The organism is Amycolatopsis sp. MtRt-6 (assembly GCF_017308975.1).
In the GTDB taxonomy this organism is placed as follows: domain Bacteria; phylum Actinomycetota; class Actinomycetes; order Mycobacteriales; family Pseudonocardiaceae; genus Amycolatopsis.
On sequence record NZ_JADWPD010000010.1, the window covers coordinates 120,167 to 143,976 of the forward strand.

Genomic DNA, 23,810 nt, shown 5'->3' on the forward strand with positions numbered 1-23,810 from the left:
GCTCTGGTGTTCACTGCTCTTAACCGAGAGCACTGCTCTCCCGAATCGCGGAGGACACCATGACCGACACCCGCTACATCAAGCCCGGCAAGTCCACCAGCGTTTTCAACGAGGTGGTCGCGAAGCTGACGAACCTGGGCGTGAGCGTCTGGGGCAGCCGGGTGCTGACCGTCGTGGGCCGCAAGAGCGGCGAGCCGCGTTCGGTGCCGGTCAACCTGCTGACCATCGACGGCGTCCGCTACCTCGTCGCCCCGCGCGGCGAGACGCAGTGGGTGCGCAACCTGCGTGCGGCCGGCCAGGGCACGCTGCGCGTCGGGCGCCGCGTCGAGACGTTCACCTTCCGCGAGCTGGCCCACGACGAGAAGCCGGGCATCCTGCGCGCCTACCTCAAGCGCTGGAAGTTCGAGGTCGGCGTGTTCTTCGACGGCGTCGACGCCAAGGCGCCGGACGAAAAGCTGCGCGAGATCGCCCCGGGCTACCCGATCTTCGAGATCTTCACGAAGTAGGTTTGCGCCGCCGCGTGAGGTTGGCCGCGACCAGCACCACGCCGACCAGGAACGCGGCCAGCCCGATGAGGAACCACAGCTTCTGCCCGGTCATGAAGCTGCCGGTGATGACACCGACGCCCTGCAGCACCCAGACGGCGCCGACCAGCACGAGCACGACCCCGACCGCGAGGGTGATCCACCGCCTCATCGACCCAGCTTAGGCGGGTCGCTCGTCCGGCACGAGCTTGTGGCGGTAGGCGTAGACGACGGCGTGCACGCGGTCCGGCAGCCCGAGCTTGCTCAGTACCCGGGACACGTGCGTCTTGACGGTCTCCTCGCCGACGTGCAGCTGCCGCGCGATCTCGGCGTTGCTGCAGGCGTTGGCGAGCAGCAGCAGCACCTCGCGTTCGCGGGAGGTCAGCCGGGCGAGCTCCGGGGGTTCGGCGGCCGCCGGTTCGAGGACCGCCGCGAACTTCGCGACCAGCCGCCGCGTCACCGAAGGGTCGATCAGCGCGTCCCCGCGCGCGGCGACCCGCATCGCCGCGACCAGCTCCTCCGGCGCGAGGCTCTTCAGCAGGAACCCGCTCGCCCCGGCGCGCAGCGCGCGGTAGACGTACTCGTCGGCGTCGTAGGTCGTGAGCACGAGTACGCGGGTGTCGTTGCCCGGTGCGGCCAGGATCGCCTCGGTCGCGGCGAGGCCGTCGAGCCGCGGCATCCGGACGTCGAGGACGGCGACGTCCGGGCGGAGCCGCGCTGTCTCGGCGACGGCTTCGCGGCCGTCGGACGCCTCGCCGACGCAGGTGAAGTCGGGCTGGGTGTCGAGGAGCGCGCGCATCCCGGAGCGGAACATCGCGTGGTCGTCGGCCAGCAGAACGCGGATCATGTGCTCTCCACCGGGAAGGTCGTGCGCAGCTGCCAGTGTTCGCCGGTCTCGCCGTAGGAGACCTGGCCGCCGAACAGGGTGACGCGCTGCCGGATCCCGGCCAGGCCGCGGTGCGCGTGCTCCTTTTCTTCGCGGCGACCGGCGCGCAGGCCGTTGGTCACCGTGAGCACGACCTCGGTGCGGCCGTGGTTCAGCTCGACCTCGACCGGGCCCTGGCCGTGGCGCAGGGCGTTGGTGAGTGCCTCCTGGGCGATCCGGTAGAGCGCGATGTCGAGCGAACCCGGCAGGTCACGGGGCTCGCCGCGCAGCGTCAGCCGGGTGGGCAGGCCGGCCGCGCGGACGGTCTCGACCAGCTCGTCGAGGTTGTCGAGGCCCGGCTGCTCGGCCTGGGTTTCGGCGTGCAGCAGGTCGAGCAGCCGGCGCAGGTCGGCCATCGCGGAGCGGCTCGCCGACTCGACGGCGCCGAGCGACTTCCGCGCCGGTTCGGCACCGTCGGGGAGGCCGAGCCGGGCGGCGCCGGCGTGCACGCCGATGGCGCTGACGTGGTGGGAGATGACGTCGTGGAGGTCGCGCGCGATCGTGGTGCGTTCCTCGAGGACGGCCCGCCGGACGGCTTCTTCTTCGTGCTGACGGCGCTCGTCGGCCTCGCGCTCGAGATCGGCGATGTAGGCGCGCCGGGCGGTGGTGTACCGGCCGACGAGCCACGGCAGCAGCGCGGAGACGCCGACGTTGATGGCGATGAGCCGCCAGTCGTCCGCGGTCCGGCCGCCGCCTTCGAGACAGCCGGCGATGACCCCGGCGAGCAGGGCACCGAGCGCGAGCACGGCGGGTTTCGTGCGCAGCCAGGCCCCGGCCCGGTAGCCGGCGATGAGGATGCCGGCGTTGTTGCCGGTGATGTACCCCTGGCAGGTGCAGAGGAGGAGCGGGGCACCGGCGAAGAGCAGGGCGTGCGCGAGCGCGACCCACCCGGAGTGCCGCGCGGCACCGGCGAGCGCGGCGTTGACGGCGACGCCGCCGAGCAGGATGACCCAGGCTCGCCACCCGGCCTCGCCGAGCGGACCGCGGAGGATGAAAAGGGCGGCGTCGCAGACTACGCAAACGAGCGCGACCAGCAGCGACTGCCGCCTCAGCGACCCCCGGATGTCCTGCACACCCGCCACTGTGCCCTAAGGCGGCGCGGAAGAGGGAGGGAACGCCCCGATGCGACGGAGGGGGGTGCGCGGCACCGGGGCGTTCCCAGTCAGCGGGCCAGTGGGTCAGTTCGTGGGGCGGCCCGGGTAGTCGCCGCCGCGGCGCTGGCCCGGCTGGCGCTGGCCCGGCTCGACGCCCTTGCCCAGCGACGTTGCCGTCGCCGTCTGACCCGACACCTTCGCCACCACCGTCACGTTCGTGTCGCCCTGCTTCACGTCGCCCGTCTTCTGGGTCGACGAATCGAGCGTGTACGTCTGCTTGTAGCCGTCCTTGCTAGTCAGCGTCACCGACGTCGCGCTCAGCTCCGTCACGTCGCCCGTCTGCAGGCGCTCGGTCGTGTAGCCGCCGTTGCCGTCCGGCACCACGAAGTCGCCGTGGAGTGCTTCGCGCAACGCCGTCATCCCACCGCCGAGACCGCCGAAGCCGCCCTGGCCGCGGAACTGGCCGCCGCCGGGGCCGCCGAAGCCGCCCGGGCCCTGGGCCGTGTTGTCCGCGCTGCTGGTGCCCGCCCAGATCGCCGCGCCGCCGCCCGCCGCGATCACCACGGCGATGCCGGCCGCGATCGCCGTCTTCTTGCCGGACCAGCCCTTCTTCGGCGCGGCCGGGGCCGGATCGCCCCAGTTGGCGCCCTCGGGCTGGGTGTTCGGCATCGGCTCGGTCGTCATCGTGTCCTCCGGTGGTGCCCACACTGGTCCAGCTCAGGTTCACCGCCGCGGCTGTGTTTGAGCTGTGCGGAGCGTCAGCGGGCGCTGTGCCTCGACGACGGTCTCGATCGCGCGAACCTTCACAGCAAACGCACAGCGACCACACAGCGAACACCGACGCCGGGCCGTGAAGGTGGCACTATGACCGCTATGAACGCCACGTCACCCGGCCCTGGCAAGGCCGACCTGCGGCGCGCCGACGGGAGCCCGGTGCGGGTCCTCGTCGTCGACGACGAGGCGACGCTGGCCGAGCTCGTGTCGATGGCCCTGCGGATGGAGGGCTGGGAGGTGCGCAGCGCGGGCGACGGCACGGAGGCCGTCCGGATCGCGCGCGACTTCCGCCCCGACGCCGTCGTCCTCGACGTCATGCTCCCCGACTTCAACGGTCTCGAGGTGCTGCGCCGGATGCGGGCCGAGGCGCCGAACCTGCCGGTGCTCTTCCTCACGGCGAAGGACGCGGTCGAGGACCGCATCGCCGGGCTCACCGCGGGCGGCGACGACTACGTCACCAAGCCGTTCAGCCTCGAAGAGGTCGCCCTGCGCCTGCGCGCGCTGCTGCGCCGGGCCGGCGGGGTCACCGGCGCGAGCGGGTCGACGCTGGTCGTCGGCGACCTCACCCTGGACGAGGACAGCCGCGAGGTGCACCGCGGCGGCGACCTCGTGCCGCTGACCGCCACCGAGTTCGAGCTGCTGCGCTACCTCATGCGCAACCCCAAGCGCGTGCTGTCGAAGGCGCAGATCCTGGACCGCGTGTGGAGCTACGACTTCGGCGGCCAGGCCAACATCGTCGAGCTCTACATCTCCTACCTTCGCAAGAAGATCGACGCCGACCGCGAGCCGATGATCCACACCATGCGGGGCGCCGGGTATGTCCTCAAACCCGCCGGCTGAACGCAAGCGCTGGTCGCTGCGACGACGGCTGATCGTCCAGCTCGCCGCGCTGCTCGCCCTCGTGTGCGTGGTCGTCGGCGTCGTCACCGAGTTCGCGCTGAGCGAGTTCCTCATCGGCCAGCAGGACAAGCGCCTGGCCGCGGCGAGCGAACGCGGCAAGCACCCCGGTGAGCGCCCGCCGTGGGTGTACGGCGACACGCCGCCGCCCGACCCGCTGCGGGTGCTGGGCCAGGGCGACGGCACGCTCGCGGTCACGGTGACCGGCTCGGTGGTCCGGGCCAGCGTCCTGGACTTCGCCGGCGGGGCCACCGGGCAGGGCAAGAAGCCGCCGCTCAAGCCGATCACCGCGGAGCAGCTGAAAGCGCTGCTCGGGCTCGCGGCCGACGGCCGGGCCCGCAGCATCGACCTCGGTGGCAACCTCGGCGAGTACCGCGTCGTCTCGACGACGTCGCCGCGCGGGGACAAGACGGTCATCGGCCTGCCGCTGAAGGACGTCAACGAGACGCTCTGGCAGCTCGGGTTCATCCTCGGCGGCGTCGCGCTCGCCGGGATCGTGGTGGCGGGCGCGGTCGGCGCGGCGACGATCCGGCGCACCATGCAGCCGCTCGACCGGCTGGCGGCGACCGCGACCCGCGTCTCCGAGCTGCCGCTGGACCGCGGCGAGGTCGCGCTGTCCGAACGCGTCCCGGAGGCCGACACCGACCCGAACACCGAGGTCGGCAAGGTCGGCTCGGCGCTGAACCGGATGCTGCAGCACGTCGCGAACGCGCTGACCGCGCGGCACGCGAGCGAGAACCGCGTCCGCCAGTTCGTCGCGGACGCGAGCCACGAGCTGCGCACGCCGCTGGCGGCGATCCGCGGCTATGCCGAGCTGACCCGCCGCGGCGGCGAGCACGTGCCGCCGGACGTGGCGTTCGCGATGAGCCGCGTCGAATCCGAGTCCCGCCGGATGACGACGCTGGTGGAGGACCTGCTGCTGCTCGCCCGGCTCGATTCGGGCAGGCCGGTGGTGCACGAGTGGGTGGACCTGTGCCGCCTGGTGGCCGACGCGGTCGCGGACGCGCACGTCGCGGGCCCGGACCACAAGTGGCTGATGGACGTCCCTGGCGAGCCGATCGGTGTCCTCGGCGACGCGGGCCAGCTGCACCAGGTGGTGATCAACGTGCTGGCCAACGCGCGCACGCACACGCCACCGGGCACCACGGTGACGACCACACTGTCCACTGCGGACGGAATTGTCCGGCTGCGGGTGGCCGACGACGGCCCGGGCATCGCACCGGAAGTCCTCCCGAACATCTTCGAGCGCTTCGCCCGCGGGGACAATTCCCGCTCGCGCGCGGCGGGCAGCACGGGGCTGGGCCTGGCGATCGTGGCCGCGGTGGTCGGCGCCCACAGCGGGCGGGTCGGGGTGCAGAGCCGCCCGGGGCGGACGGAGTTCGAGATCACGTTCCCGGAGGCACCGGCTCCCTAGCGCCCCAATGTGGCCTTCGGTGCGTTGAACGCAACCAAGGTGGCCTTCGGTGCGTTGAACGCAACCAAGGCCACATTGGGGTGCATGCACAGCCGGCGCACAGCTTCGCCACAAGTTCACCACATGCGCCGCCGACACGGTTGTCGTCATGACGACCACGCTGTCGGCGCCCGAACACGCCCAGCCCCAGCCGCCCGCGCCCGCCCGGGAACCGCGGTGGGTCAAGCCTTCCGTTGCCGCGCTGCTGCTGGGCACCGGCCTGCTCTACCTGTGGGATCTCGCGAAGACCGGCTGGGGCAACGACTTCTACGCGATGGCCGTGCAGGCCGGCACGTGGAGCTGGAAGGCGCTCTTCTTCGGCTCGCTCGATCCGGGCAACGTCGTCACCGTCGACAAACCGCCGTTTTCCCTGTGGGTCATGGGACTGTCCGGCCGGCTCTTCGGCTTCTCCAGCTGGAGCCTGCTCGTGCCGGACGCGCTCGCCGGCGTCGCCTCGGTCGGCCTGCTCTACCTCGCCGTGCGGCGGCTTTCCGGGCCCGGGGGCGGGCTGCTGGCCGGGGCCGGGCTCGCGCTGACGCCGGTCGCCGCGCTGATGTTCCGGTACGACAACCCCGACGCCTTCCTCGTTCTCCTCCTCGTCGCCGGTGCCTACTGCGTGGTGCGGGCGCTGGAACACGCGAGCACGAAGTGGCTGGTGCTCGCCGGGGTCGCGATCGGCTTCGGCTTCCTCGACAAGATGCTGCAGGCCTTCCTCGTGCTGCCCGCCTTCGTGCTGGCCTACGCCGTCGCGGCGCCGACGTCGCTCGGCCGTCGGATCGGCCAGCTGTGCGCCGCGGCCGGGGCGGTGGTCGTCTCCGCCGGCTGGTGGGTTGCCGCCGTCGCGCTGTGGCCGGTCGCCGACCGGCCCTACATCAGCGGCTCGACCGACAACACCGTGCTGGAACTGGCCTTCGGCTACAACGGCCTCGGCCGGATCTTCGGGGAAGGACGCGGTGGTGGCGGCCGGGCGGTCACGCCGCCCGCCGGGATGGAGCTGCCCGGCGGGGGCCGCGGCTTCGGCGGGTTCGGCGGCCAGGCCGGCCTGACCCGGCTGTTCGGCGGCGAGTTCGGCGGTGAGGCGTCGTGGCTGCTGCCCGCCGCGCTCGTCGGGCTGGTCGCCGGCCTGTGGTTCACGCGCCGGGCACCCCGCACCGACCGCACGCGGGCGGCGCTGCTGCTGTGGGGCGGCTGGCTGGTGGTCACCGCGCTGGTGCTCAGCTACATGAGCGGCATCATCCACCCGTACTACACGGTCGCGCTGGCCCCCGGCATCGTCGCGACGCTGGCGATCTCCACCCGCGAACTCTGGCGCGGCCGGGCGAACTTCGCGGCTCGCGCGGTGCTCGCCGTCATGCTCGCGGTGACCGCCGTCTGGGCCTTCGTCCTCCTCGCGCGGACGCCGGACTGGCAGCCGTGGGTCCGGTACGCGCTCCTGGTGTCCGGGGCCGCCGCCGTCGCGGGCCTGCTCTTCGGCGCCGACCGGTTCCGCCGGCTGGGCCCGGTCGTGGCCGTGCTCGGCCTGTGCGGCGCGCTGCTCGGGACGACGGCCTTCACGCTGGTCACGGCGGCGACCGCGCACTCCGGCGGGCAGCCGTCGTCCGGCCCGGCCGTCGCGAGCGGACGCGGCTTCGGCGGCCCGCGCGGCTTCGGCGCGGGGGAACCGGACACTGCCGTCATCGACCTGCTGAAGGGCACGACGACGAAGTGGGCCGCGGCGCAGAACGGCGCGATGCAGTCGGCGGGCCTGGCGCTGGGGAGCGGACGGCCGGTGCTCGCGATCGGCGGCTTCAGCGGCAGCGACCCGGCGCCGACGCTCGCGCAGTTCCGGCAGTACGTCGCCGACGGCGACATCCACTACTACGTCGCCGGCGGGCGGGGTGGCTTCGGTGGCGGCCGTGGGACCGCCGGGGAAATCCAGGCCTGGGTCGAGCAGCACTTCACGCCGGTCACCGTCGGCGGCACGACCGTTTACGACCTGACAAAATCTATCGTTTGACAGAAATCCCGCGAGCCGAGCCGAATTGTTTCAGGCGTGTAAACAGTCTGGGAAACATCGGCGCATTCGTGACCCGTGCGATAACGGCGGAGGCGGACAGGTGTTCGAATCTCCGGAGCGTGCCCGGCTCATTCCGGGCGGCCGTTCGGATCCATCGTCTCGCTCTGGGTGATGATCTCGGCACCGCCCGCTGTCGCGGTAACGACAAGGGACTTCGGGGCGTGCACTTGCACGCGCGGCGTGCACACGCGCGCCGGAATATTGGCCGGGCGGCCGACCGAAATTACGGGTAAAGCGACCTCGAACACATCGATGTCGCAGGCTGGCCCGGGCGAGGGTCACTCGTTTGGATGCAAAGCCCGGACGTTGTGGGGATCTTGTGCTAGTCGCTAGGCTCTCCGCCGGGAGAGGGACAGGGGTGGCTGCTCCAGTACGGTGAGTGCTGGTATTTCACTGGGTGTAAGTGCTTCCTGTCCGCGTTCTCTCGCGATGACCCGATCAGGTGCGGCCGGAAGTGAGCAGCGATGACCGTGCGCGGCAGCGCAGCTCCACCCGAACGACCACCCCGTCGTCACCACCTGTAGTCCCGAGCACCGCGATTCCCCCTTTGGTACGGCACCACTCCACTTCCCCCGCAACCTGGAGTTTCGTTGTGATTTCCCGTCCTCGCCCTCGTCTGCTGACGGTGCTCCTCACTTTGCTGACCCTGGCCGGCGTCACCGCGCTTTCCGGGTGCAGCGACAGTTCCGCCTCGGGAAGCGGGAGCAAGATCACCATCGGGTTCAGCGCCTGGCCGGGCTGGTTCCCCTGGCAGGTGGCGCAGGAACAGGGCCTGTTCGCCAAGAACGGTGTCAACGTCGACCTCAAGTACTTCGACAACTACACCGACAGCATCAACGCGCTCTCCAGTGGCGCCATCGACGCCAACAGCCAGACCCTCAACGACACGCTGTCGTCGGTCTCCGGCGGCGCCAAGCTGTCGATCGTGCTGGTGAACGACAACTCCACCGGCAACGACAAGATCATCGCGCGGGACGGCATCACCAGCATCGCCGACCTCAAGGGCAAGAAGGTCGCCGTCGAGCAGGGCGCGGTCGACCACTACCTGCTGCTGCTGGCGCTGCAGTCGGCGAAACTGACCGAAAAGGACATCGAGCTCGTCAACCTCCCGACCGACGCCGCCGCGGCCGCGTTCAAGAGCGGCCAGGTCGACGCGGTCGCCGCGTTCGCGCCGTTCACCTCGACGGCGCTGGAGCGCCCGGGCAGCCGCGCGATCTCGACGTCGGCCGAGTTCCCCGGCGCCATCCCGGACCACCTCGTCACGTCCCAGAAGCTGGTCAAGGACAACCCGAAGGACGTCCAGGCGCTGGTCAACACCTGGTTCGAGACGCTGACCTGGATCAAGAACAACAAGGAAGCGGCCATCAAGATCATGGCCAAGCGCGGCGGTGTGTCCGAAGCGGACTACAAGTCCTACGACGCCGGCACCACGATCTTCACCCGGCAGCAGAACATCGACGCGTTCACCCCGGGCGTCACCCCGCAGCACCTCGACTACCAGGCGAACAAGATCATCGACTTCATCGTCAGCACCGGCCTCGCCCAGCAGCGGCCGTCGCTCGACGGCCTGTTCGTCGACCAGTTCGTGAAGGCTGCGCCCCAGTGACGGGTCCCACCCAGCGCACCACCCCGGCGAGCTCGGCCGAGGCGCAGGCCGCCGCGGCGCAGGAAGCCGAACAGCGGCTCGCCGAGCAGCAGGAGGCCGTCCGGGCGGGCGGCGGACGGCCGGACTGGTCGCCGCTGCCCCGCCGGGCCGGGCTGAAGCCGTCCGCTTCGCCGCTTTTCTCCTTGCGCACACCCATTTCCGCGGCGTCGCGCTGGACGCTCGCGGTGCTGTCGTTCGCGATCCCGTTCCTGGCGTGGGTCGCGCTGAGCGTCAGCGGGTCCGTCGACTCGACGTTCCTGCCGTCCCCGGTCGCGGTCCTCAAGGCCGGGGCCGAGATGGCGAGCACCGGCGAGCTCTTCGACGACCTCGGGACGACCACCCTGCGGGTGCTCGAGGGCTTCGGCCTCGCCGTGGTCGTCTCGGTGCCGCTCGGCATCCTGATGGGCAGCTTCACCGCCGGGCAGGCGTTCTTCGAGCCGCTGATCGGGCTGCTGCGCTACCTGCCGGCGAGCGCGTTCATCCCGCTGCTGATCATCTGGCTCGGCCTCGGCGAGCCGTCGAAGATCGCCATCCTGTTCATCGGGACCGTGTTCTTCAACACGCTGATGACCGCCGACGTGGTCCGCGGCGTGCCGGACTCGCTCATCGACGTCTCCTACACGCTCGGCGCGCGCCGCGGCGAAGTGCTGCGCAAGATCGTCGTGCCGCACTCGCTGCCGGGCATGATCGACGCGATCCGGGTCAACGCCGCCGCGGCGTGGAACTTCGTGGTCGTCGCCGAGCTGATCAACTCCTCGGCCGGCCTCGGCTACCGGATCGTCCGCGCGCAGCGGTTCCTGCAGACCGACAAGATCTTCGCGGTGCTCGTCGTGATCGGGATCGCCGGGCTCCTCATCGACGTCCTGCTGCGCCTGCTGCGCACGCGGGTCGGGAAGTGGGCGGCATGACGCTGGAACTGCGGAACGTCGCGAAGGACTACACCGTCCGCGGCAAGGTCACGCGTGCCCTCGACGGCGTCGACCTCGAGGTGCTGCGTGGTGAGTTCGTCTGCGTCGTCGGCGCGAGCGGCTCGGGCAAGTCGACGCTGCTGTCGCTGGTGGCCGGGCTCAGCAGGCCGACCGAGGGCGAGATCGTGCTCGACGGCGTGCCGGTGACCGGGCCGGGCCCGGACCGCGGGCTCGTCTTCCAGGCCGGCGCGCTCTACCCGTGGCGCAGCGTGGAGAAGAACGTCGCGTTCGGACTCGAGCTGCTCTCGCTCGACCCGGCCGAGCGCGCCGAGCGCGTGAACTGGTACCTCGCCGAAACCGGCCTCGACGGCGTGCGCAAGTCGCTGCCGAAACAGCTTTCCGGCGGCCAGAAGCAACGCGTCGCGATCGCGCGCGCCCTGGCGTGCGAACCGGAAGTCCTGCTGCTGGACGAACCCTTCGGCGCGCTGGACGTCCAGACCAAAGAGGACATGCAGGTGCTGATCCGCCAGGTGTGGGCCGACACCGGCACCACGGTGCTGATGGTCACCCACGACGTCGAGGAAGCGGTGTTCCTCGGCGGCCGGGTGGTCGTGCTCGCCTCCGACCCGGGCCGGATCGCCGCCGACGTCGAGGTGGCGCTGCCCGCCGAGCGTGACCTGGCGGTGAAGCGCGAACCGCGGTTCCTCGCGCTGCGCGCCCGGATCGAGGACCTGGTCCGGGAGCAGCACCGCGGTCACGTGAGCCGGGTGGCCGCGGTCGAGTGAGAACGGAAGACGGGAAGGTCGCGGGATGAGACACGGCAGGCCGACCGCGAAACGGGCCCGCGGCGGCGGTTTCCTCGCCCGGCTGGGCATTCGGGGCAAGCTGAACCTGCTGCTCCTGCCCCCGCTGGTCGCGGTGGTGCTGGTGTCGGTGCCGTTCGTGCTGACGCAGGCGAACAGCGCCGGTGCGGCGGCGCAGTCGGCCGCCGTGGCGCGGCACGCCCAGCAGCTCGGCGGGCTGATGTGGCAGCTGCAGCGCGAGCGGCTGGTGACGGCCTCGTTCGTGGCGACGCCGTCGGCGAGCCCCGATCAGATGGTCGAGCAGCAGAAGGTGGTCGACCAGACGGTCGCCGACGTCCGCGGTTCGCTGGGCGACGACGCCCCCGACGAGCTTTCCGCGGCACTGACCCGGATCGGCTCGCTGGGTGAGCTCCGGCAGAACGCCGCCCGCCGCGGCGTCGCGCTCGACAGCGTCGCCCGTACCTACAACGCCGTGATCGACGCGGTGATCGACTCCCTGCGGCTGGTCCCGCAGCTCACGAGTGACGCCGAGGGCGCGCGCGAACTGACGGCGCTGGACGCGCTGCTGCGGGCGAACGAGGAGAACTCGCTGCGCGCGATGGCCCTCATCGTGACCGCGATCTCGCCGGACGCCGGCCGGCCCATCCTGGACGACGCGACCCAGCAGGCGCCGATCTTCATCGACCGGTTCGTCAAGCAGGGCGACGACGGCGACGACGCCCAGCGGTCCGCCCAGGTCGTCCGGATCGAGCAGAGCGACGCCGGGCGGCGCGTCGACGAACTCGCCGCCGAGGTCGACAAGCCCCGTGACGCGGCGGCCACCACGCAGTACGTCGCGGACGTGTTCGCCGCGGCGGACAGCCACGCGGGCCAGCGGAAGCTCGTGCAGGAGAAGGCGATCAACGAGATCGCCGACTCCGCGACCACGCGTGCCGACAGCGCGACGCAGCTGGCCTGGACGGTCGGCATCGGCGCCGGCGCGCTGTTCCTGCTGGTCGCCTTCCTCGCCGTCGCGGTGTCCCGTTCGATCGCCGGCCCGCTGCGCCAGCTGACCACCGCGGCGACGTCGGTCGCCGACCTCGCCGGCACCGAGCTCGTCCGCGTGACCGACACCGAGGAAGCCGAGGAGCAGATCCCGCGGCTGGCCACCATCGACGTCGTCTCCGAAGACGAGCTGGGCAAGCTGGCCGCCGCGTTCAACCGGGTCCAGACCACGGCGGCCGAGCTGGTCGAACGCCAGGCGCTCACCCGGCGCAACACCAGCCTGATGTTCGCGAACGTCGCGAAGCGTACGCAGAACCTCGTCGGCCGCCAGCTGGCCCTGATCGACGAGGTCGAGCGCAACGAGCAGGACACCCGGCTGCTGGCCAGCCTGTACCGGCTCGACCACCTCTCCACCCGCCTGCGCCGGAACGCCGACAACCTGCTCGTGGTGTCCGGCACCCGCGACGAAACCCGGATCGCCGGCCCGATCGAGCTGTCGACGGCGCTGCGTTCGGCGCTCGCGGAGATCGAGGACTACCAGCGCGTCAAGCTCGGTGTCGTCGCCGAAATCCTGTTGTCGTCGGCCCTCGGTGCCGACCTGGTGCTCGTGTTCGCCGAGCTGCTCGAGAACGCGACGTCGTTCTCGCCGCCGGGCTCGATGGTCGAGGTGGACACGATGCTCCTCGCCGACGGCTCCTGCCTGGTCAGCATCGTCGACCACGGCATCGGCATGACCGCGGAGAAGCTGGCCGAGGAGAACCTGCGGCTCGTCGAACGCGAACGCCTGGAGCTCGCGCCGACCAGTGTGCTCGGCCTGTTCGTGGTCGGCCGCCTGGCGCGGCGCCACGAGCTGGGCGTCGAGCTGCTCGCGACGCCGACCACCGGCGGCGTCACCGCGCGGCTGACCATCCCGGCGGCGCTGTTCACCCACCGCAGCGGGCTGCGGCCCAAGCCCGAGGCGGCGCCCGTGATCCCGGCGCAGGCCGTGCCGCCGGTCGCGCCGCCCGCGCGGCACGCCGCACCCGCTCCTTCGTCCACTGTGGACTCCTTCCGGCCGCCGGACCCCGAACGCGACCGGCCCGCCGAACTGCCGGCGCCGGCGATCCCGGCGCTGCTCGGCAACGGCAACGGCAACGGCTTCCGCTGGTTCCGCGAACTGGAACCGGTGTGGCCGGACGCCGAACCCGACGCCAAGCCCGAGCCGGAGGTAGTGGCCGCGACGGCGTCGGCGCCGGAAGTGCCGGCTCCGGAGTCGCGTGGCGGCCTGCGCCGCCGGGTCCGCGGCGCCCAGCTGCCCAACCCGGGCGCGTCCACGCCGGCGGCCGACACCAAGCCGCGGCACGACCCGGAAGCGACCAAGGCCGCGATGGACGGCTTCGCCAGCGCCTTCGCGAAGGCCGCCGAAGTCACCGCGCTGACGGCGGACCCACCGCCCGCGCCGCCCACCGTCGTGACCGCACCCGTGTCACCTCCTCCGGTCCGCGTCCCCGTGGACGCCAGGCCGGTGGCCACGGCCCCGTTCACGGCCGCCGCGCAGTCGCGCGACGGCCTGATGCGCCGTGTCCCCGGTGCCCAGCTCGCCCCTGGCCTGCGCAAGCAGACCGCGGGGCGGCCGCTCGCCCGCGCCGTCGTCAACCGCACCAAGCGGGACCCGGCGGCCGAACGAGCGGCGTTCGACGCGTTCTCCGCCGGCCTGGCCAAGGCGGAGGACGTGACGGCAGACAGCCCGCCCCAAGGCGTGGTCGCCGGTCGTGTGATGGAACGAGGAGAAGAGAGCAGGAAATGAGCATCCCCGCACCTGGCGTCAGTGTCGAAGCCCAGAACTTCAACTGGCTGGTGAGCCGCTTCGCGCAGCACACCGCGGGCGCGATAGCGGCCATCGCGGTCTCGGCCGACGGCCTGCTGATCGCGATGTCGACGGAGCTCGAGCGCTCCAACGCCGACCGCCTCGCCGCGATCTCCTCCGCCATGCTCGGTCTCGCCCACGGCGTCTCCGAGAGCCACCCGCTCGGCGCGCCGGACAAGGTGATCATCGAGCTCGAGCACGGCTACCTGCTCGTCTGCACGATCAGCATCGGCTGCTCGCTGGGTGTGCTGGCCAACAAGCAGGCCAGCCTGGGCACGATCGCGTACGAGATGGCGATGTTCGCCAACCGCGCCACCGAGGTCTTGACGCCCGGGCTCATCGAGGAGCTTAAGAACACCGTCGGCAGCTAGTGGGGGATGCGATGACCGAGGAACCTTCGCTGCTGCGGCCGTACCTGATGACCTCGGGACGGGCCCAGCCGGTCGACCAGAGCCTCGAGATCGAGGCGCAGGTCATGACGTCCCGCCTCGGCGCGGCGTCGCACCCGAAGCTCACGTTCGAACGTCAGGAAATCGTTTCCCTCTGCCGGAACACGATGTCGGTCGCCGAGGTGGCCGCCATGCTCGGCCTGCACATCGGGGTGGCCAGGGTCCTGGTGGCCGACCTCGCCGAGCTGGGCTACGTCGTCGTCCGGCGGCCGGGCAACCACAACTCGCACGACCTCGGCATGATCGAAAGGGTCATTCGTGGACTCGAAGCCATTCACTGAACCGGGCGCCCGGCCGCCGGCCCCGGTCAAGATCGTCATCGCGGGCGGCTTCGGCGTCGGCAAGACGACGGCGGTGTCGTCGATCTCCGAGATCAAGCCCCTCACCACGGAGGCGGCGATCACCTCGGTGGCGGCGGCCGTGGACAGCACGGGCCACGTCCCGGCCAAGACCACGACAACGGTGGCACTGGACTTCGGCTGCATCACGATCGACGAAGAGGTCAAGCTGTACCTGTTCGGCACGCCCGGCCAGGACCGCTTCGGCTTCATGTGGCAGGACCTGGTCCACGGCGCACTGGGCGCGCTGGTCATCGTGGACACCCGCCGCATGGACGACTGCTACCCGGCGGTCGACTACTTCGAGAACGCGGGCCTCCCGTTCGTGGTCGCGGTCAACATGTTCGACGGCTCCCTCGGCCACAACCTGGAGGACGTGAGGTGGGCGCTGGCGGTGAGCGACGACGTCCCGCTGATCACGTTCGACGCCCGGCAGAAACTGTCGGTGCGGGACGCGCTGCTGGCGGTCCTGCACAACACGTTCAAACGAGCCCGAGCCCAGGCGGGCGCGGGGGCTTGATCGGGGCCCGCTACACTAGGCGGCGGACCCCGCGCGGCGTCCACCCTGTGAACCTCCCCAGGGCCGGAAGGCAGCAAGGATAAGCAGGCTCTGGCGGGTGCGCGGGGTCCCCTTCTTTTGCCCTAGAACAGGCCCAGGATGTCGTCTGGGGGGTTTGGGGGTGGTGGGGCGTCCGCGTCCGTTATCGGGGGTGCCTTGCCCGCCAGTTTTCGCAGCTCCGGGCCGTGTACGCAGCGGGCCGGGAATGCTGCCGAGGCCGTTCTCTGTGCTATCTCCGCCGTGGGGAGCTCGGCCGCCGAGGCCGCCAGGACCAGGTTGCCGAAGCGGCGGCCGCGCAGTACCCCCGGATCCGCCAGCAGCATCACCTCGGGGAAGACCTCGAGCAGCGTCGCCAGGAAACGGCGGGCGAACGGCAGGCCCGAGCCGTCCGTGATGTTCGCCAGGTAGACGCCCGGGGCGCGCAGGATGCCCGCGATCGCCGTCGTCGCCTCCAGGGTCGCCAGGCCGCCGGCCAGCGTGGCCCGCTCGAACGCGTCGACCACCACCAGGTCCGCCGAATCCTCCCGGCGCGTCGCGAGGCCCTCGCGGCCGTCCGTCACCCGGACGCGCACGCCCGGCACCCGCAGCCCCAGCTGGGCGCGGACCAGCTCGACCAGCTCGCCGTCGGCGTCGAACACCAGCTGCCGGGACCCCGGCCGCGACGCCGCGACGTACCGCGGCAGCGTGCACGCCGCCCCGCCGATGTGGAGCGCGTCCAGCGGACCCGGCGGCAGCCGGTCGACCACGTCGCCGAACCGGCGGACGTAGTCGAACTCCAGGTAGGCGGGGTCGTCGAGGTCGACGTACGACTGCGCGACGCCGTCCACCGACAGCAGCCAGGCGTTGCCGCGGTCGGCGTCGCGGAGCAGCTCCGCCGTGCCGAACCGCACGGGGTAGCGGCCGGGCATCGGCTCGGGCTTCCGCGTACGGCTCACAGGCAACGAGGTTATCGGAAACATTCCGACCGCCCTGGCGATATGCCACCGGACGATCATCGATCGAGGGGGTTTCACCTTGCGTGCAAACGCAGTAATCGTTGCCGCGGCATTCGCCGCCGGGGCGTTCGCGACGCCGGCGGCCGCGGATGTGCTGCCCGGCCGGGCGCAGGCCGTTTCCTTCCTGGAGACCGGCGGTTCCGGCGTGGCGCGGGCCGCCGAAGCGGCGCTGCTCGGCTCGCCCGCCGACCTGCAGGCCTTCCTGACCACCGGACGGCAGCAGGCGCAGAACGACGACGAGCGGGTCCTCGTCAGCCAGGCTCTCACCACCGGCGGCCCGGTCACCAAGCGCACCGCCCAGCAGGCGCTCGACGGCACCCCGGACGACGTCCGCGCGTACCTGGCGAACGGCCTGCCGCGCGCCCGGAACGCGGACGACCGGATCGCCGTCAGCCAGGCGATGGCCACCGGCGGCCCGACCGTCAACGCCCGGGCCCAGCAGGCGCTCGACGGCACCCCCGCCGACGTGCGGGCCTTCCTGGAGACCGGCCTGCAGCAGGCCAAGGACGTCGACGACCGCCTCACGGTCAACCAGGCCATGGCCGACGGCGGGCCGGAGGTCAAGGCCGCCGCGCAGGCGGCGCTCGACGGCACGCCGGAGGACGTCCGGTACTTCCTGGCGCTGTGGCGGCAGGTCGCCGCGGACTACGACACCGAAACCACCGCGGTCCGGCAGCGGCTCGACGAGGCCAAGCGGGCCAAGGCCGCCAACCGGACCCTGGAAGTGAAGATCGCCGCGGGAACGGCCCGCCGGATCGCCGCGGACGCGCGGACGGCCAACACCGACCGGCTCGCCGCCCAGCAGGCCGAGAACCAGCGGAACGGCCAGGCCGCCGCCGGTGCCGAGGCGGCCGCGCAGCAGCAGGCCCGTGAGGCGGCGGCGCGCGCCGCACAGGCCAAGACCGACAACGACAAGCTGCTCGCCGACGCGGCCGACCCGGCGCTGACCGTGCCGAACGGCCGCAAGGCGTCCGTCTACCTGCTGCGCCACGGCGGCGCCGCGGTCAAGAACGCCGCCCGCGCTGCGCTGAGCGGCTCGGACGACGACGTCGTCACGTTCGTGCGCAGCGGTCTCGCCGTCGCGCAGGAGGCCGACGACCGCGCCGCCGTCTCGGCGATCGCGGCGGACCCGAAGGCCCGCCCGGGCCTGCGCCAGGCGGCTCGTGACGTGCTGGCCGGCCCGTACGCCGGGGTCGCCGCGCTGCTGCGCACCGGCGACTACCCGGGCCGGGACACCGACGACCGCGTCGAGGTCGCCCAGATCATGGCGGCAGGCGATCCGGTGACGAAGCGGGCAGCCCAGAAGGCGCTCGACGGCACCGTCGCCGACGTCCGCGCGTTCCTGGCCACCGGCCAGTACGCCGCGCGCCAGACCGGACTGCGGATCAAGGTGGTCCAGACACTGCAGGAGGGCTCGGAGGTGAACGCCATCGCGCAGGGCGTCCTCGACGGCCCGGACTCGGGCCTGCAGCGCTACCTGGACGTCGAGCTGCCGAAGGCGCGGGCGCGCGACGCGTTCACCGCGGCGCACGTCACCAAGGTGAACGCTCTGGTCGCCGAAGCGACGGCCCTGGTCTCCTGACCGCACGGCGAAGGTTGTCGGTGGTCCCCGGTAGTCTCGCGGCGTGGCTCTCGCGCTGTACCGCAAGTACCGTCCGGCGACCTTCGCCGAGGTCGTCGGTCAGGAGCATGTGACCGATCCCCTCCGCACGGCGCTGTCCGCCGGGCGGATCAACCACGCCTACCTCTTCTCCGGCCCCCGCGGCTGCGGCAAGACGTCCAGCGCGCGCATCATGGCGCGCTCGCTGAACTGCGCCAAGGGCCCGACGCCGGACCCGTGCGGCGAGTGCAACTCGTGCCGGGCGCTCGCGCCCGAAGGCCCGGGCAGCGTCGACGTCACGGAGCTGGACGCGGCGAGCCACGGTGGTGTCGACGACGCCCGCGAGCTGCGTGACAAGGCGTTCTACGCGCCGGCCGAGTCGCGCTACCGCGTGTTCATCATCGACGAGGCGCACATGGTCACCACGCAGGGCTTCAACGCTCTGCTGAAGATCGTGGAAGAGCCGCCAGAGCACGTCATCTTCATCTTCGCCACCACCGAGCCGGACAAGGTGCTCACCACCATCCGCTCGCGCACGCACCACTACCCGTTCCGGCTGATCCCGCCGAGCTCGATGCGCAGCCTGCTGGAGCGCAACATCGCGGCCGAGGGCGTCGAGGTCGAGCCGGCGGTGTACCCGCTGGTCATCCGCGCGGGCGGCGGCTCGGCGCGTGACACGCAGTCGGTGCTCGACCAGCTGCTGGCCGGTGCCGGGCCGGAGGGCGTTTCGTACGCGCGGGCGGTCGCGCTGCTGGGCGTCACCGATGTCGCGCTGATCGACGACATGGTCGACGCGCTTTCGACCGAGGACGCGGCAACGGTGTTCGGCACGGTCGAGAAGCTGACGGAAGCGGGCCACGACCCGCGCCGGTTCGCGACCGACCTGCTCGACCGGCTGCGCGACCTGGTGCTGCTGCGCGCGGTGCCGGAGTCCGCGGGCGGGCTGGTGTCCGCGCCGGAGGAGGAGCTTTCGCGGATGGTCGCGCAGGCCGAGCGGATCGGCCTCGCCACCCTCTCGCGCTACGCCGACATCGTCCACAATGGACTTCTGGAGATGCGGGGGGCGACGTCGCCGCGGCTCGTGCTCGAGCTGCTGTGTGCGCGGATGCTGCTGCCGTCGGTGACGGATGCGGAGAAGGCGCTGCTGGCGCGGATCGAGCGCTTGGAGCGCCGGGCGACCGTGGCCGGCGGGGGAGGCGCGCCCGCCGAGGGTGGTGTGGAGCCGCCGGTGCGGGCGGCGCCGGAACGCGAGTTTTCGCGGCCTTCGCAGCGCACGGCGCCGGCGGGCCCGGCGCCGGTGCCCGAGCCGGTCAAGCCGCCCGGGCGGCCCGCAGCCGCGGACCCGGCACCTGCCGCGGCCCGCCCGGGTGATGGCGGGGCCACCGCTCCGGCTCGGCCGGGCGATGGCGGGTCCGCTGCTTCCGCTGCTCCGGCGGCTGCGGCCCAGTCCGGCGATGGTGGCTGGGGAGCCGCGCGCACGCCGGGCGGTGGCACGGCAGCGGCTGCTTCCACGGCCACGGCCACGGCGTCCCCGGCTCCGGCGGGCGGCACTTCGGCCTCCGCCCCGGCCCAGTCCGGCGACGGCGGCTGGGGTGCGGTGCGCACGCCGGGCGGTGGCACGCCCGCCCCGGCGGCTGCTTCCCCGGCTTCCGACGCAGGCGGCGCGTCCGAGCCCTCGGCGTCGGGCGGCATGGACGCCGCCGGGATCCGGAACGTCTGGCCGCAGCTGATGACCGCGTTGCGCAAGTTCACCGGCGGCCGCAGCCTCGAGGCGATGCTGACGCAGGCGACGGTGGCGACCGTCGAGGGCAACGCCGTCACGCTGACCCACAAGTCCGAGCCGCTGGCCCGCCGCCTCTCCGACCAGGACAACGCCCGCAAGATCGCCGGCGCCCTGACCGACGTCCTGGGCGGCGACTGGCAGGTCCGCTGCGTCCACGGCAACGCCCCGGCGGCGCCGGTGGCCCGTCCGCAGCCGTCGGCACCGGCGCCGGAGCGGTCGTTCACCCGCCAGTCCGCGGCAGCCGCGGCCCCCGCCGCCGAACCGGCGGCGGCCCGCCCCGCGACGCCGCCGGCACCGTCGCGGCCCAAGGTCACGACGACCGAGCCGGACATCCCGCTGCCCCCCGAACCCACCGACGAGGACGACGAGGACCTCTACAACGAGGACGCCAGCCCGGCCCCGCCGCCACCCCCACCGCCGCCGGACCAGGACCCGGACGAGGTGGCCCGCAAGCTCCTCTCCGAGCACCTCGGCGCCCGCCCCCTCGACTGAACCCCGTACCCACACGGTCGGCTGACGGGCCGACCCTCCCGGTACGTGGGCCGAGCCCTCCGCGGGGTCAGGAGGCCAGGTAGGCCTCGATCGCCGCGGCGATGGCCGAGGCGTACTGCCCGCGTCCCGCCGCGCTCGTCATGCGGGCCGCTTCCGTGGCGTTGCGCATGTTGCCGCACTCCACCAGGGCCGCCGGGCGCGTCGAGAGGTTGAGGCCGGCCAGATCCGCGCGGGGGGACAGCCCGTTCGCGCCGATGTAGTTCGCCGTGCCGAAGCCGCTCGTGCGCATCGTGTCGCGCAGTGTCTGGGCCAGCCGCGTCGACGGCGCTCCCTGCGCGGCGTTCAGCGGCGGTGCCGAGTACGCGACGTGGAAGCCGCTCGCCCCGGCCGCTTCCGAACCGTCGGCGTGGATGGACACGACCGCGTCGGCGTTCGCCTCGTTGCCGATCGCCGCCCGGCGGTCGACGCAGGGGCCGACGCCCGTGTCGTCCTGTCGCGTGTAGACCACGCGGATTCCCTTGTCCGCCAACGCCTTCCCGACCCGCTGGGCGACGTCGAACGTGAACGCGTGCTCGGGGTAGCCGTCGTTGGTCGCGGTGCCGGTCGTGTTGCACGGCTTGGTCTTCCCGCGCCCGGCCGGCACCTGGCGGTTGATCTCCGCCGGGTGGGCGCCGTTCCCGCCGTTGTGCCCCGGATCCAGCACGACGACCTTCCCGGCCGCCGAAGGCAGCGGCGACGTCGTCGGAGGCGGCGTCGTCGTCGGCGGCGGCGCAACCGACGGCGACGGCGAAGACGTGACCGCCGGCGTGACCACCGGGGCAGGCGCGGGCGCCGCCGGAGCGGCGTCGGAGCAGCCGGTGAGCAGCAGGGCGCCGGCCAGCAGGAGGGGGACAGTCACGCGTCGCACGGCGACCACGGTGCCACAGCCCGGCACTTCGCGTGGCGCGACTACCCTGGTGGGGACACAGGCGTGCAGAGAGGACCGAGTGCGATCATGGCCCAACCCGGCGGCGGCTTCGACCTTTCCCAGCTGATGCAGCAGGCACAGCAGATGCAGCAGAAGCTCGTCGAAGCCCAGGAAGAGCTGGCCAACACCGAGGTCACCGGCACGGCCGGCGGCGGACTGGTCACCGCGACCGTCTCCGGTGACAGCCAGCTGAAGAGCCTGCAGATCGACCCGAAGGTGGTCGACCCGGACGACGTCGAGACGCTGTCCGACCTGATCGTCGCGGCCGTGCGCGACGCCTCGGCGAGCGCGCAGAAGCTCACCGAGCAGAAGCTCGGCCCGCTGGCCGGCGGCCTCGGCGGCGGTGGCGGCATGCCGGACCTCGGCAGCCTCGGCTTCGGCGGCTGACGAACTTGTACGAAGGTGTCGTCCAGGACCTGATCGACGAGCTCGGGCGCCTGCCCGGGGTCGGGCCGAAGAGCGCCCAGCGGATCGCGTTCCACCTGCTGGCCACCGACCCGGCCGACATCGCGCGGCTGCAGGACGTCCTCGGCAAGGTCAAGGAGGGCGTGCAGTTCTGCGAGATCTGCGGCAACGTCTCCGAGCAGCCGACGTGCCGCATCTGCCGCGACGAGCGCCGCGACCTCACGGTCATCTGCGTGGTCGAGGAGCCGAAGGACGTCTTGGCGGTCGAGCGCACGCGCGAGTTCAAGGGCCGCTACCACGTCCTGGGCGGCGCGCTCGACCCGCTGTCGGGCATCGGCCCGGAGCAGCTGCGGATGCGCGAGCTCCTCAAGCGCATCGGCGAGGCGGACATCAAGGAGATCATCATCGCCACCGACCCCAACACGGAGGGTGAGGCAACGGCGACGTACCTGGTCCGCATGCTGCGCGACTTCCCGGGCCTGAGCGTGACGCGGCTGGCGTCGGGCCTGCCGATGGGTGGTGACCTGGAGTTCGCGGACGAGCTGACCCTGGGCCGCGCGCTGTCGGGCCGCCGGGTGCTCTAAGGGACGTCGAAGCGGCGCAGGTCGTACCGGTCCATCAGCTTGATCACCTTGTTCGCGTACTCCGGGTCGGTGGCGTACTTCCGCGCCACCACCCGGATGAACGCGTCCGGGTCGTCGCGCACCGGCAGCGCCGCCGCGTAATTCGACGACGTCGTCAGCAGCCGGCCGTAGTCGCGGAACGAGTCGTCGATCGACGCGTACACCCGGAAATACGCGTCCACCGCGTGGCACGGCGCCGGAATGCACTCCGTCGAGGGATAGCGGGCGCAGCGCAGGGCAATCGGTCCCGGGCTCGTCGGCCGCACGCACTTGAAGCCGAAGTGGTTCAGCTCGTTCACCGACAGCTTGCTGCGGCCCCAGTTCGACTCCAGGATCGACTGCGCCACCGTCACCGAGGCCGGGATGTCGTACGCCGCGTGGATCGCGCGGGCGATCGGGCCCGCCGCGCCGACGTACGCCTCCTGGAAGCCCGCGGTCAGCGCGGCGTCGCGAACAGCGCCCTGGTCGATGGGCGGGACCGCCACCAGCGCGGCCGCCAGTCCGATGTGGATCATGGCGACACTTTGCCCGGCTCACCGCCGGAAAAACCGGCGGTCACCCGGACGGATGACTCAGCAGTAGCCGAGCTGCGCCAGCGTGTCGACGACGATCTCGGACGGGTGGTACTTGTCCATCCAGGACTCGCCGCGGCGGTTCTGGTACGTGTCGAGGAAGTTCTGCAGCTTGTCGCCGCGCATCTCGGTCAGCACGACCGTCTCGCCGAGGTGCTGCGGCGTCTCCGTGCGCTCGCGGTGCACCGCGCACGGCAGGCCGAGGTAGTAGCACTCCGCCGAAAGACCACCCGAATCGGTGACGACGTACTCGGCGCGGGCCACCAGCGGCAGGAACTTCAGGTAGCGCATCTTCGGCTGGACGATGAACTGGTCGTCGAAGATGTTCCCGATGCCCAGCGAGCGGATCTTCTCGCGCTCCGGCGCGCCGGCCATGTACAGGATCGGCATCTTGCGGCTCTGCTCGCGCAGGATCTCCAGCGCCTCGCGGTACTTGTCCGGGCGGGAGACCAGCTCGAAGCGGTGCAGCGTGGCCAGGCCGAACTTCTCCGGCAGGTTCGGCACGTCCAGCGGCCCGTTGATGGCGAGGCGCATGGCGTCGATCGCCGTGTTGGCCTCGGTGTCGACGACCACACCGCGGGCGTGGCGCAGGTTGTTGACCTCGCGGATGCTCGGCGCGAAGTGGATGTCGACGATCTTCGCCGCGATCTTGCGGTTCAGCTCCTCCGGCAGCGGCGAGAGGATGCTGCCCGACCGCGCGCCCGCCTCGACGTGCCCCACCCGGGACTTGAGGATCCGCTTGCCGATCAGCGAGCCGTACGGCGTGGTGAACGTGTCGCCGTGCACCAGCACCAGCGGGGGACGGCCGTCCTCGGTCAGCGCGGCGCGCAGCTCGTGGCGGCGGCTCCACGCCGTCCGCAGCACCTGCGCGGCCCAGCCGGGCACCTGCGCCGGCGACTCGAGGTTGTGCGCCTTGTCCTCCGGCACCAGCCAGACGTCCGGCGCCGGCATGTTCAGGTCCGCGAGGACGTCCGCGACCTCGTCGACGTGCTGGGCGGTGAACCAGATCTTCGGCCGCATCCCGCGCTCGCGGATCCCGTGGTAGACCGGCGCGATCTTGATCAGTTCCGCGGTGGTGCCGAGAATGAAGGAAATCACCGTGAAGGCCCATTTCTGGT

Annotated in this window: 23 protein-coding genes and 1 other RNA gene; 16 read left to right on the top strand and 8 right to left on the bottom strand. The window is 72.0% G+C overall.

All coding sequences use genetic code 11. From position 1 onward, the window contains the following. The first annotated feature begins 59 nt into the window (after nt 1-59). Entirely contained in the window at nt 60-506 is a 447-nt protein-coding gene (locus I4Q55_RS18975) for a nitroreductase family deazaflavin-dependent oxidoreductase (protein ID WP_206789401.1), read from the top strand. On the opposite strand, the gene I4Q55_RS18980 is transcribed toward I4Q55_RS18975, so the two are convergent. From I4Q55_RS18980 to I4Q55_RS18995, 4 genes are all read right to left on the bottom strand, one after another. Next, entirely contained in the window at nt 496-696 is a 201-nt protein-coding gene (locus tag I4Q55_RS18980) for a hypothetical protein (RefSeq protein ID WP_206789402.1), read from the bottom strand. The two genes, I4Q55_RS18975 and I4Q55_RS18980, sit on opposite strands and share 11 nt — an antisense overlap. A gap of 9 nt (nt 697-705) precedes the next feature. Further along, complete coding sequence (locus I4Q55_RS18985; protein ID WP_206789403.1) at nt 706-1,371, bottom strand: response regulator transcription factor; 666 nt, start codon at nt 1,369-1,371, stop codon at nt 706-708. Continuing rightward, a complete protein-coding gene (locus I4Q55_RS18990; RefSeq protein WP_206789404.1) occupies nt 1,368-2,522 on the bottom strand; it encodes a sensor histidine kinase in 1,155 nt (384 codons plus the stop codon). The genes I4Q55_RS18985 and I4Q55_RS18990 overlap by 4 nt, the downstream gene beginning before the upstream one ends. Before the next feature lie 105 nt (nt 2,523-2,627). After that, nucleotides 2,628-3,227, bottom strand: coding sequence for a hypothetical protein (locus tag I4Q55_RS18995; RefSeq protein WP_206789405.1), 600 nt, complete (start codon nt 3,225-3,227; stop codon nt 2,628-2,630). A 180-nt stretch (nt 3,228-3,407) separates the two neighbouring features. Here I4Q55_RS18995 and I4Q55_RS19000 point away from each other — a divergent pair, with 180 nt between their 5' ends. The 11 genes from I4Q55_RS19000 (at nt 3,408) to ffs (ending at nt 15,332) form a co-directional block, all read left to right on the top strand. Next, nucleotides 3,408-4,157, top strand: coding sequence for a response regulator transcription factor (locus I4Q55_RS19000; RefSeq protein WP_091319112.1), 750 nt, complete (start codon nt 3,408-3,410; stop codon nt 4,155-4,157). Continuing rightward, complete coding sequence (locus I4Q55_RS19005; RefSeq protein WP_206789406.1) at nt 4,135-5,628, top strand: cell wall metabolism sensor histidine kinase WalK; 1,494 nt, start codon at nt 4,135-4,137, stop codon at nt 5,626-5,628. Before I4Q55_RS19000 ends, I4Q55_RS19005 begins: the two co-directional genes overlap by 23 nt. Before the next feature lie 148 nt (nt 5,629-5,776). Beyond that, nucleotides 5,777-7,663, top strand: a complete 1,887-nt coding sequence (locus I4Q55_RS19010; RefSeq protein ID WP_206789408.1) for a glycosyltransferase family 39 protein — start codon at nt 5,777-5,779, stop codon at nt 7,661-7,663. A 652-nt stretch (nt 7,664-8,315) separates the two neighbouring features. Beyond that, complete coding sequence (locus I4Q55_RS19015) at nt 8,316-9,329, top strand: ABC transporter substrate-binding protein (protein WP_206789409.1); 1,014 nt, start codon at nt 8,316-8,318, stop codon at nt 9,327-9,329. Beyond that, a complete protein-coding gene (locus I4Q55_RS50590) occupies nt 9,326-10,276 on the top strand; it encodes an ABC transporter permease (protein WP_206789411.1) in 951 nt (316 codons plus the stop codon). The genes I4Q55_RS19015 and I4Q55_RS50590 overlap by 4 nt, the downstream gene beginning before the upstream one ends. Continuing rightward, a complete protein-coding gene (locus tag I4Q55_RS19025; RefSeq protein WP_206789413.1) occupies nt 10,273-11,061 on the top strand; it encodes an ABC transporter ATP-binding protein in 789 nt (262 codons plus the stop codon). Before I4Q55_RS50590 ends, I4Q55_RS19025 begins: the two co-directional genes overlap by 4 nt. 25 nt (nt 11,062-11,086) lie before the next feature. Further along, a complete protein-coding gene (locus tag I4Q55_RS19030) occupies nt 11,087-13,849 on the top strand; it encodes a nitrate- and nitrite sensing domain-containing protein (protein ID WP_206789415.1) in 2,763 nt (920 codons plus the stop codon). Continuing rightward, nucleotides 13,846-14,280 (top strand): roadblock/LC7 domain-containing protein, encoded by a 435-nt coding sequence (locus tag I4Q55_RS19035; RefSeq protein ID WP_206789417.1) that lies wholly within the window; start codon nt 13,846-13,848, stop codon nt 14,278-14,280. Before I4Q55_RS19030 ends, I4Q55_RS19035 begins: the two co-directional genes overlap by 4 nt. Nucleotides 14,281-14,291: 11 nt before the next feature. Continuing rightward, the gene (locus I4Q55_RS19040; RefSeq protein ID WP_091319104.1) at nt 14,292-14,639 is read left to right on the top strand and encodes a DUF742 domain-containing protein; all 348 of its coding nucleotides are present in this window, start codon (nt 14,292-14,294) and stop codon (nt 14,637-14,639) included. Beyond that, nucleotides 14,617-15,216 carry an ATP/GTP-binding protein gene (locus tag I4Q55_RS19045; protein WP_206789419.1) on the top strand — a complete coding sequence of 200 codons (600 nt, stop codon included), beginning with the start codon at nt 14,617-14,619 and terminating at the stop codon, nt 15,214-15,216. Before I4Q55_RS19040 ends, I4Q55_RS19045 begins: the two co-directional genes overlap by 23 nt. Nucleotides 15,217-15,237: 21 nt before the next feature. Further along, an RNA gene (gene ffs, locus I4Q55_RS19050) (signal recognition particle sRNA small type) lies at nt 15,238-15,332 on the top strand. Nucleotides 15,333-15,338: 6 nt separating this feature from the next. Here ffs and I4Q55_RS19055 read toward each other — a convergent pair. After that, nucleotides 15,339-16,163, bottom strand: a complete 825-nt coding sequence (locus I4Q55_RS19055; protein ID WP_206789592.1) for a spermidine synthase — start codon at nt 16,161-16,163, stop codon at nt 15,339-15,341. A 106-nt stretch (nt 16,164-16,269) separates the two neighbouring features. Between I4Q55_RS19055 and I4Q55_RS19060 the strand changes: the two genes are divergently transcribed. After that, nucleotides 16,270-17,832, top strand: a complete 1,563-nt coding sequence (locus I4Q55_RS19060; protein ID WP_206789421.1) for an ALF repeat-containing protein — start codon at nt 16,270-16,272, stop codon at nt 17,830-17,832. A 43-nt stretch (nt 17,833-17,875) separates the two neighbouring features. After that, nucleotides 17,876-20,125, top strand: coding sequence for a DNA polymerase III subunit gamma and tau (locus I4Q55_RS19065; protein WP_206789424.1), 2,250 nt, complete (start codon nt 17,876-17,878; stop codon nt 20,123-20,125). A 67-nt stretch (nt 20,126-20,192) separates the two neighbouring features. Here the strand turns inward: I4Q55_RS19065 and I4Q55_RS19070 are convergent, their stop codons facing one another. Then, nucleotides 20,193-21,023, bottom strand: coding sequence for an N-acetylmuramoyl-L-alanine amidase (locus I4Q55_RS19070; RefSeq protein ID WP_307793250.1), 831 nt, complete (start codon nt 21,021-21,023; stop codon nt 20,193-20,195). A gap of 96 nt (nt 21,024-21,119) precedes the next feature. On the opposite strand from I4Q55_RS19070, the gene I4Q55_RS19075 reads away from it, so the two are divergent. Further along, complete coding sequence (locus I4Q55_RS19075; RefSeq protein ID WP_013230627.1) at nt 21,120-21,479, top strand: YbaB/EbfC family nucleoid-associated protein; 360 nt, start codon at nt 21,120-21,122, stop codon at nt 21,477-21,479. A gap of 5 nt (nt 21,480-21,484) precedes the next feature. Next, a complete protein-coding gene (gene recR, locus I4Q55_RS19080) occupies nt 21,485-22,081 on the top strand; it encodes a recombination mediator RecR (RefSeq protein WP_206789428.1) in 597 nt (198 codons plus the stop codon). Here the strand turns inward: recR and I4Q55_RS19085 are convergent. Together I4Q55_RS19085 and I4Q55_RS19090 are read right to left on the bottom strand one after the other, a co-directional pair. Further along, nucleotides 22,078-22,635: a glucosaminidase domain-containing protein gene (locus I4Q55_RS19085; RefSeq protein ID WP_206789430.1), complete on the bottom strand. Its 558-nt coding sequence runs from the start codon at nt 22,633-22,635 to the stop codon at nt 22,078-22,080. The two genes, recR and I4Q55_RS19085, sit on opposite strands and share 4 nt — an antisense overlap. Before the next feature lie 57 nt (nt 22,636-22,692). Then, a complete protein-coding gene (locus I4Q55_RS19090; RefSeq protein WP_206789431.1) occupies nt 22,693-23,790 on the bottom strand; it encodes a UDP-N-acetylglucosamine 2-epimerase in 1,098 nt (365 codons plus the stop codon). Nucleotides 23,791-23,810: the final 20 nt, after the last annotated feature.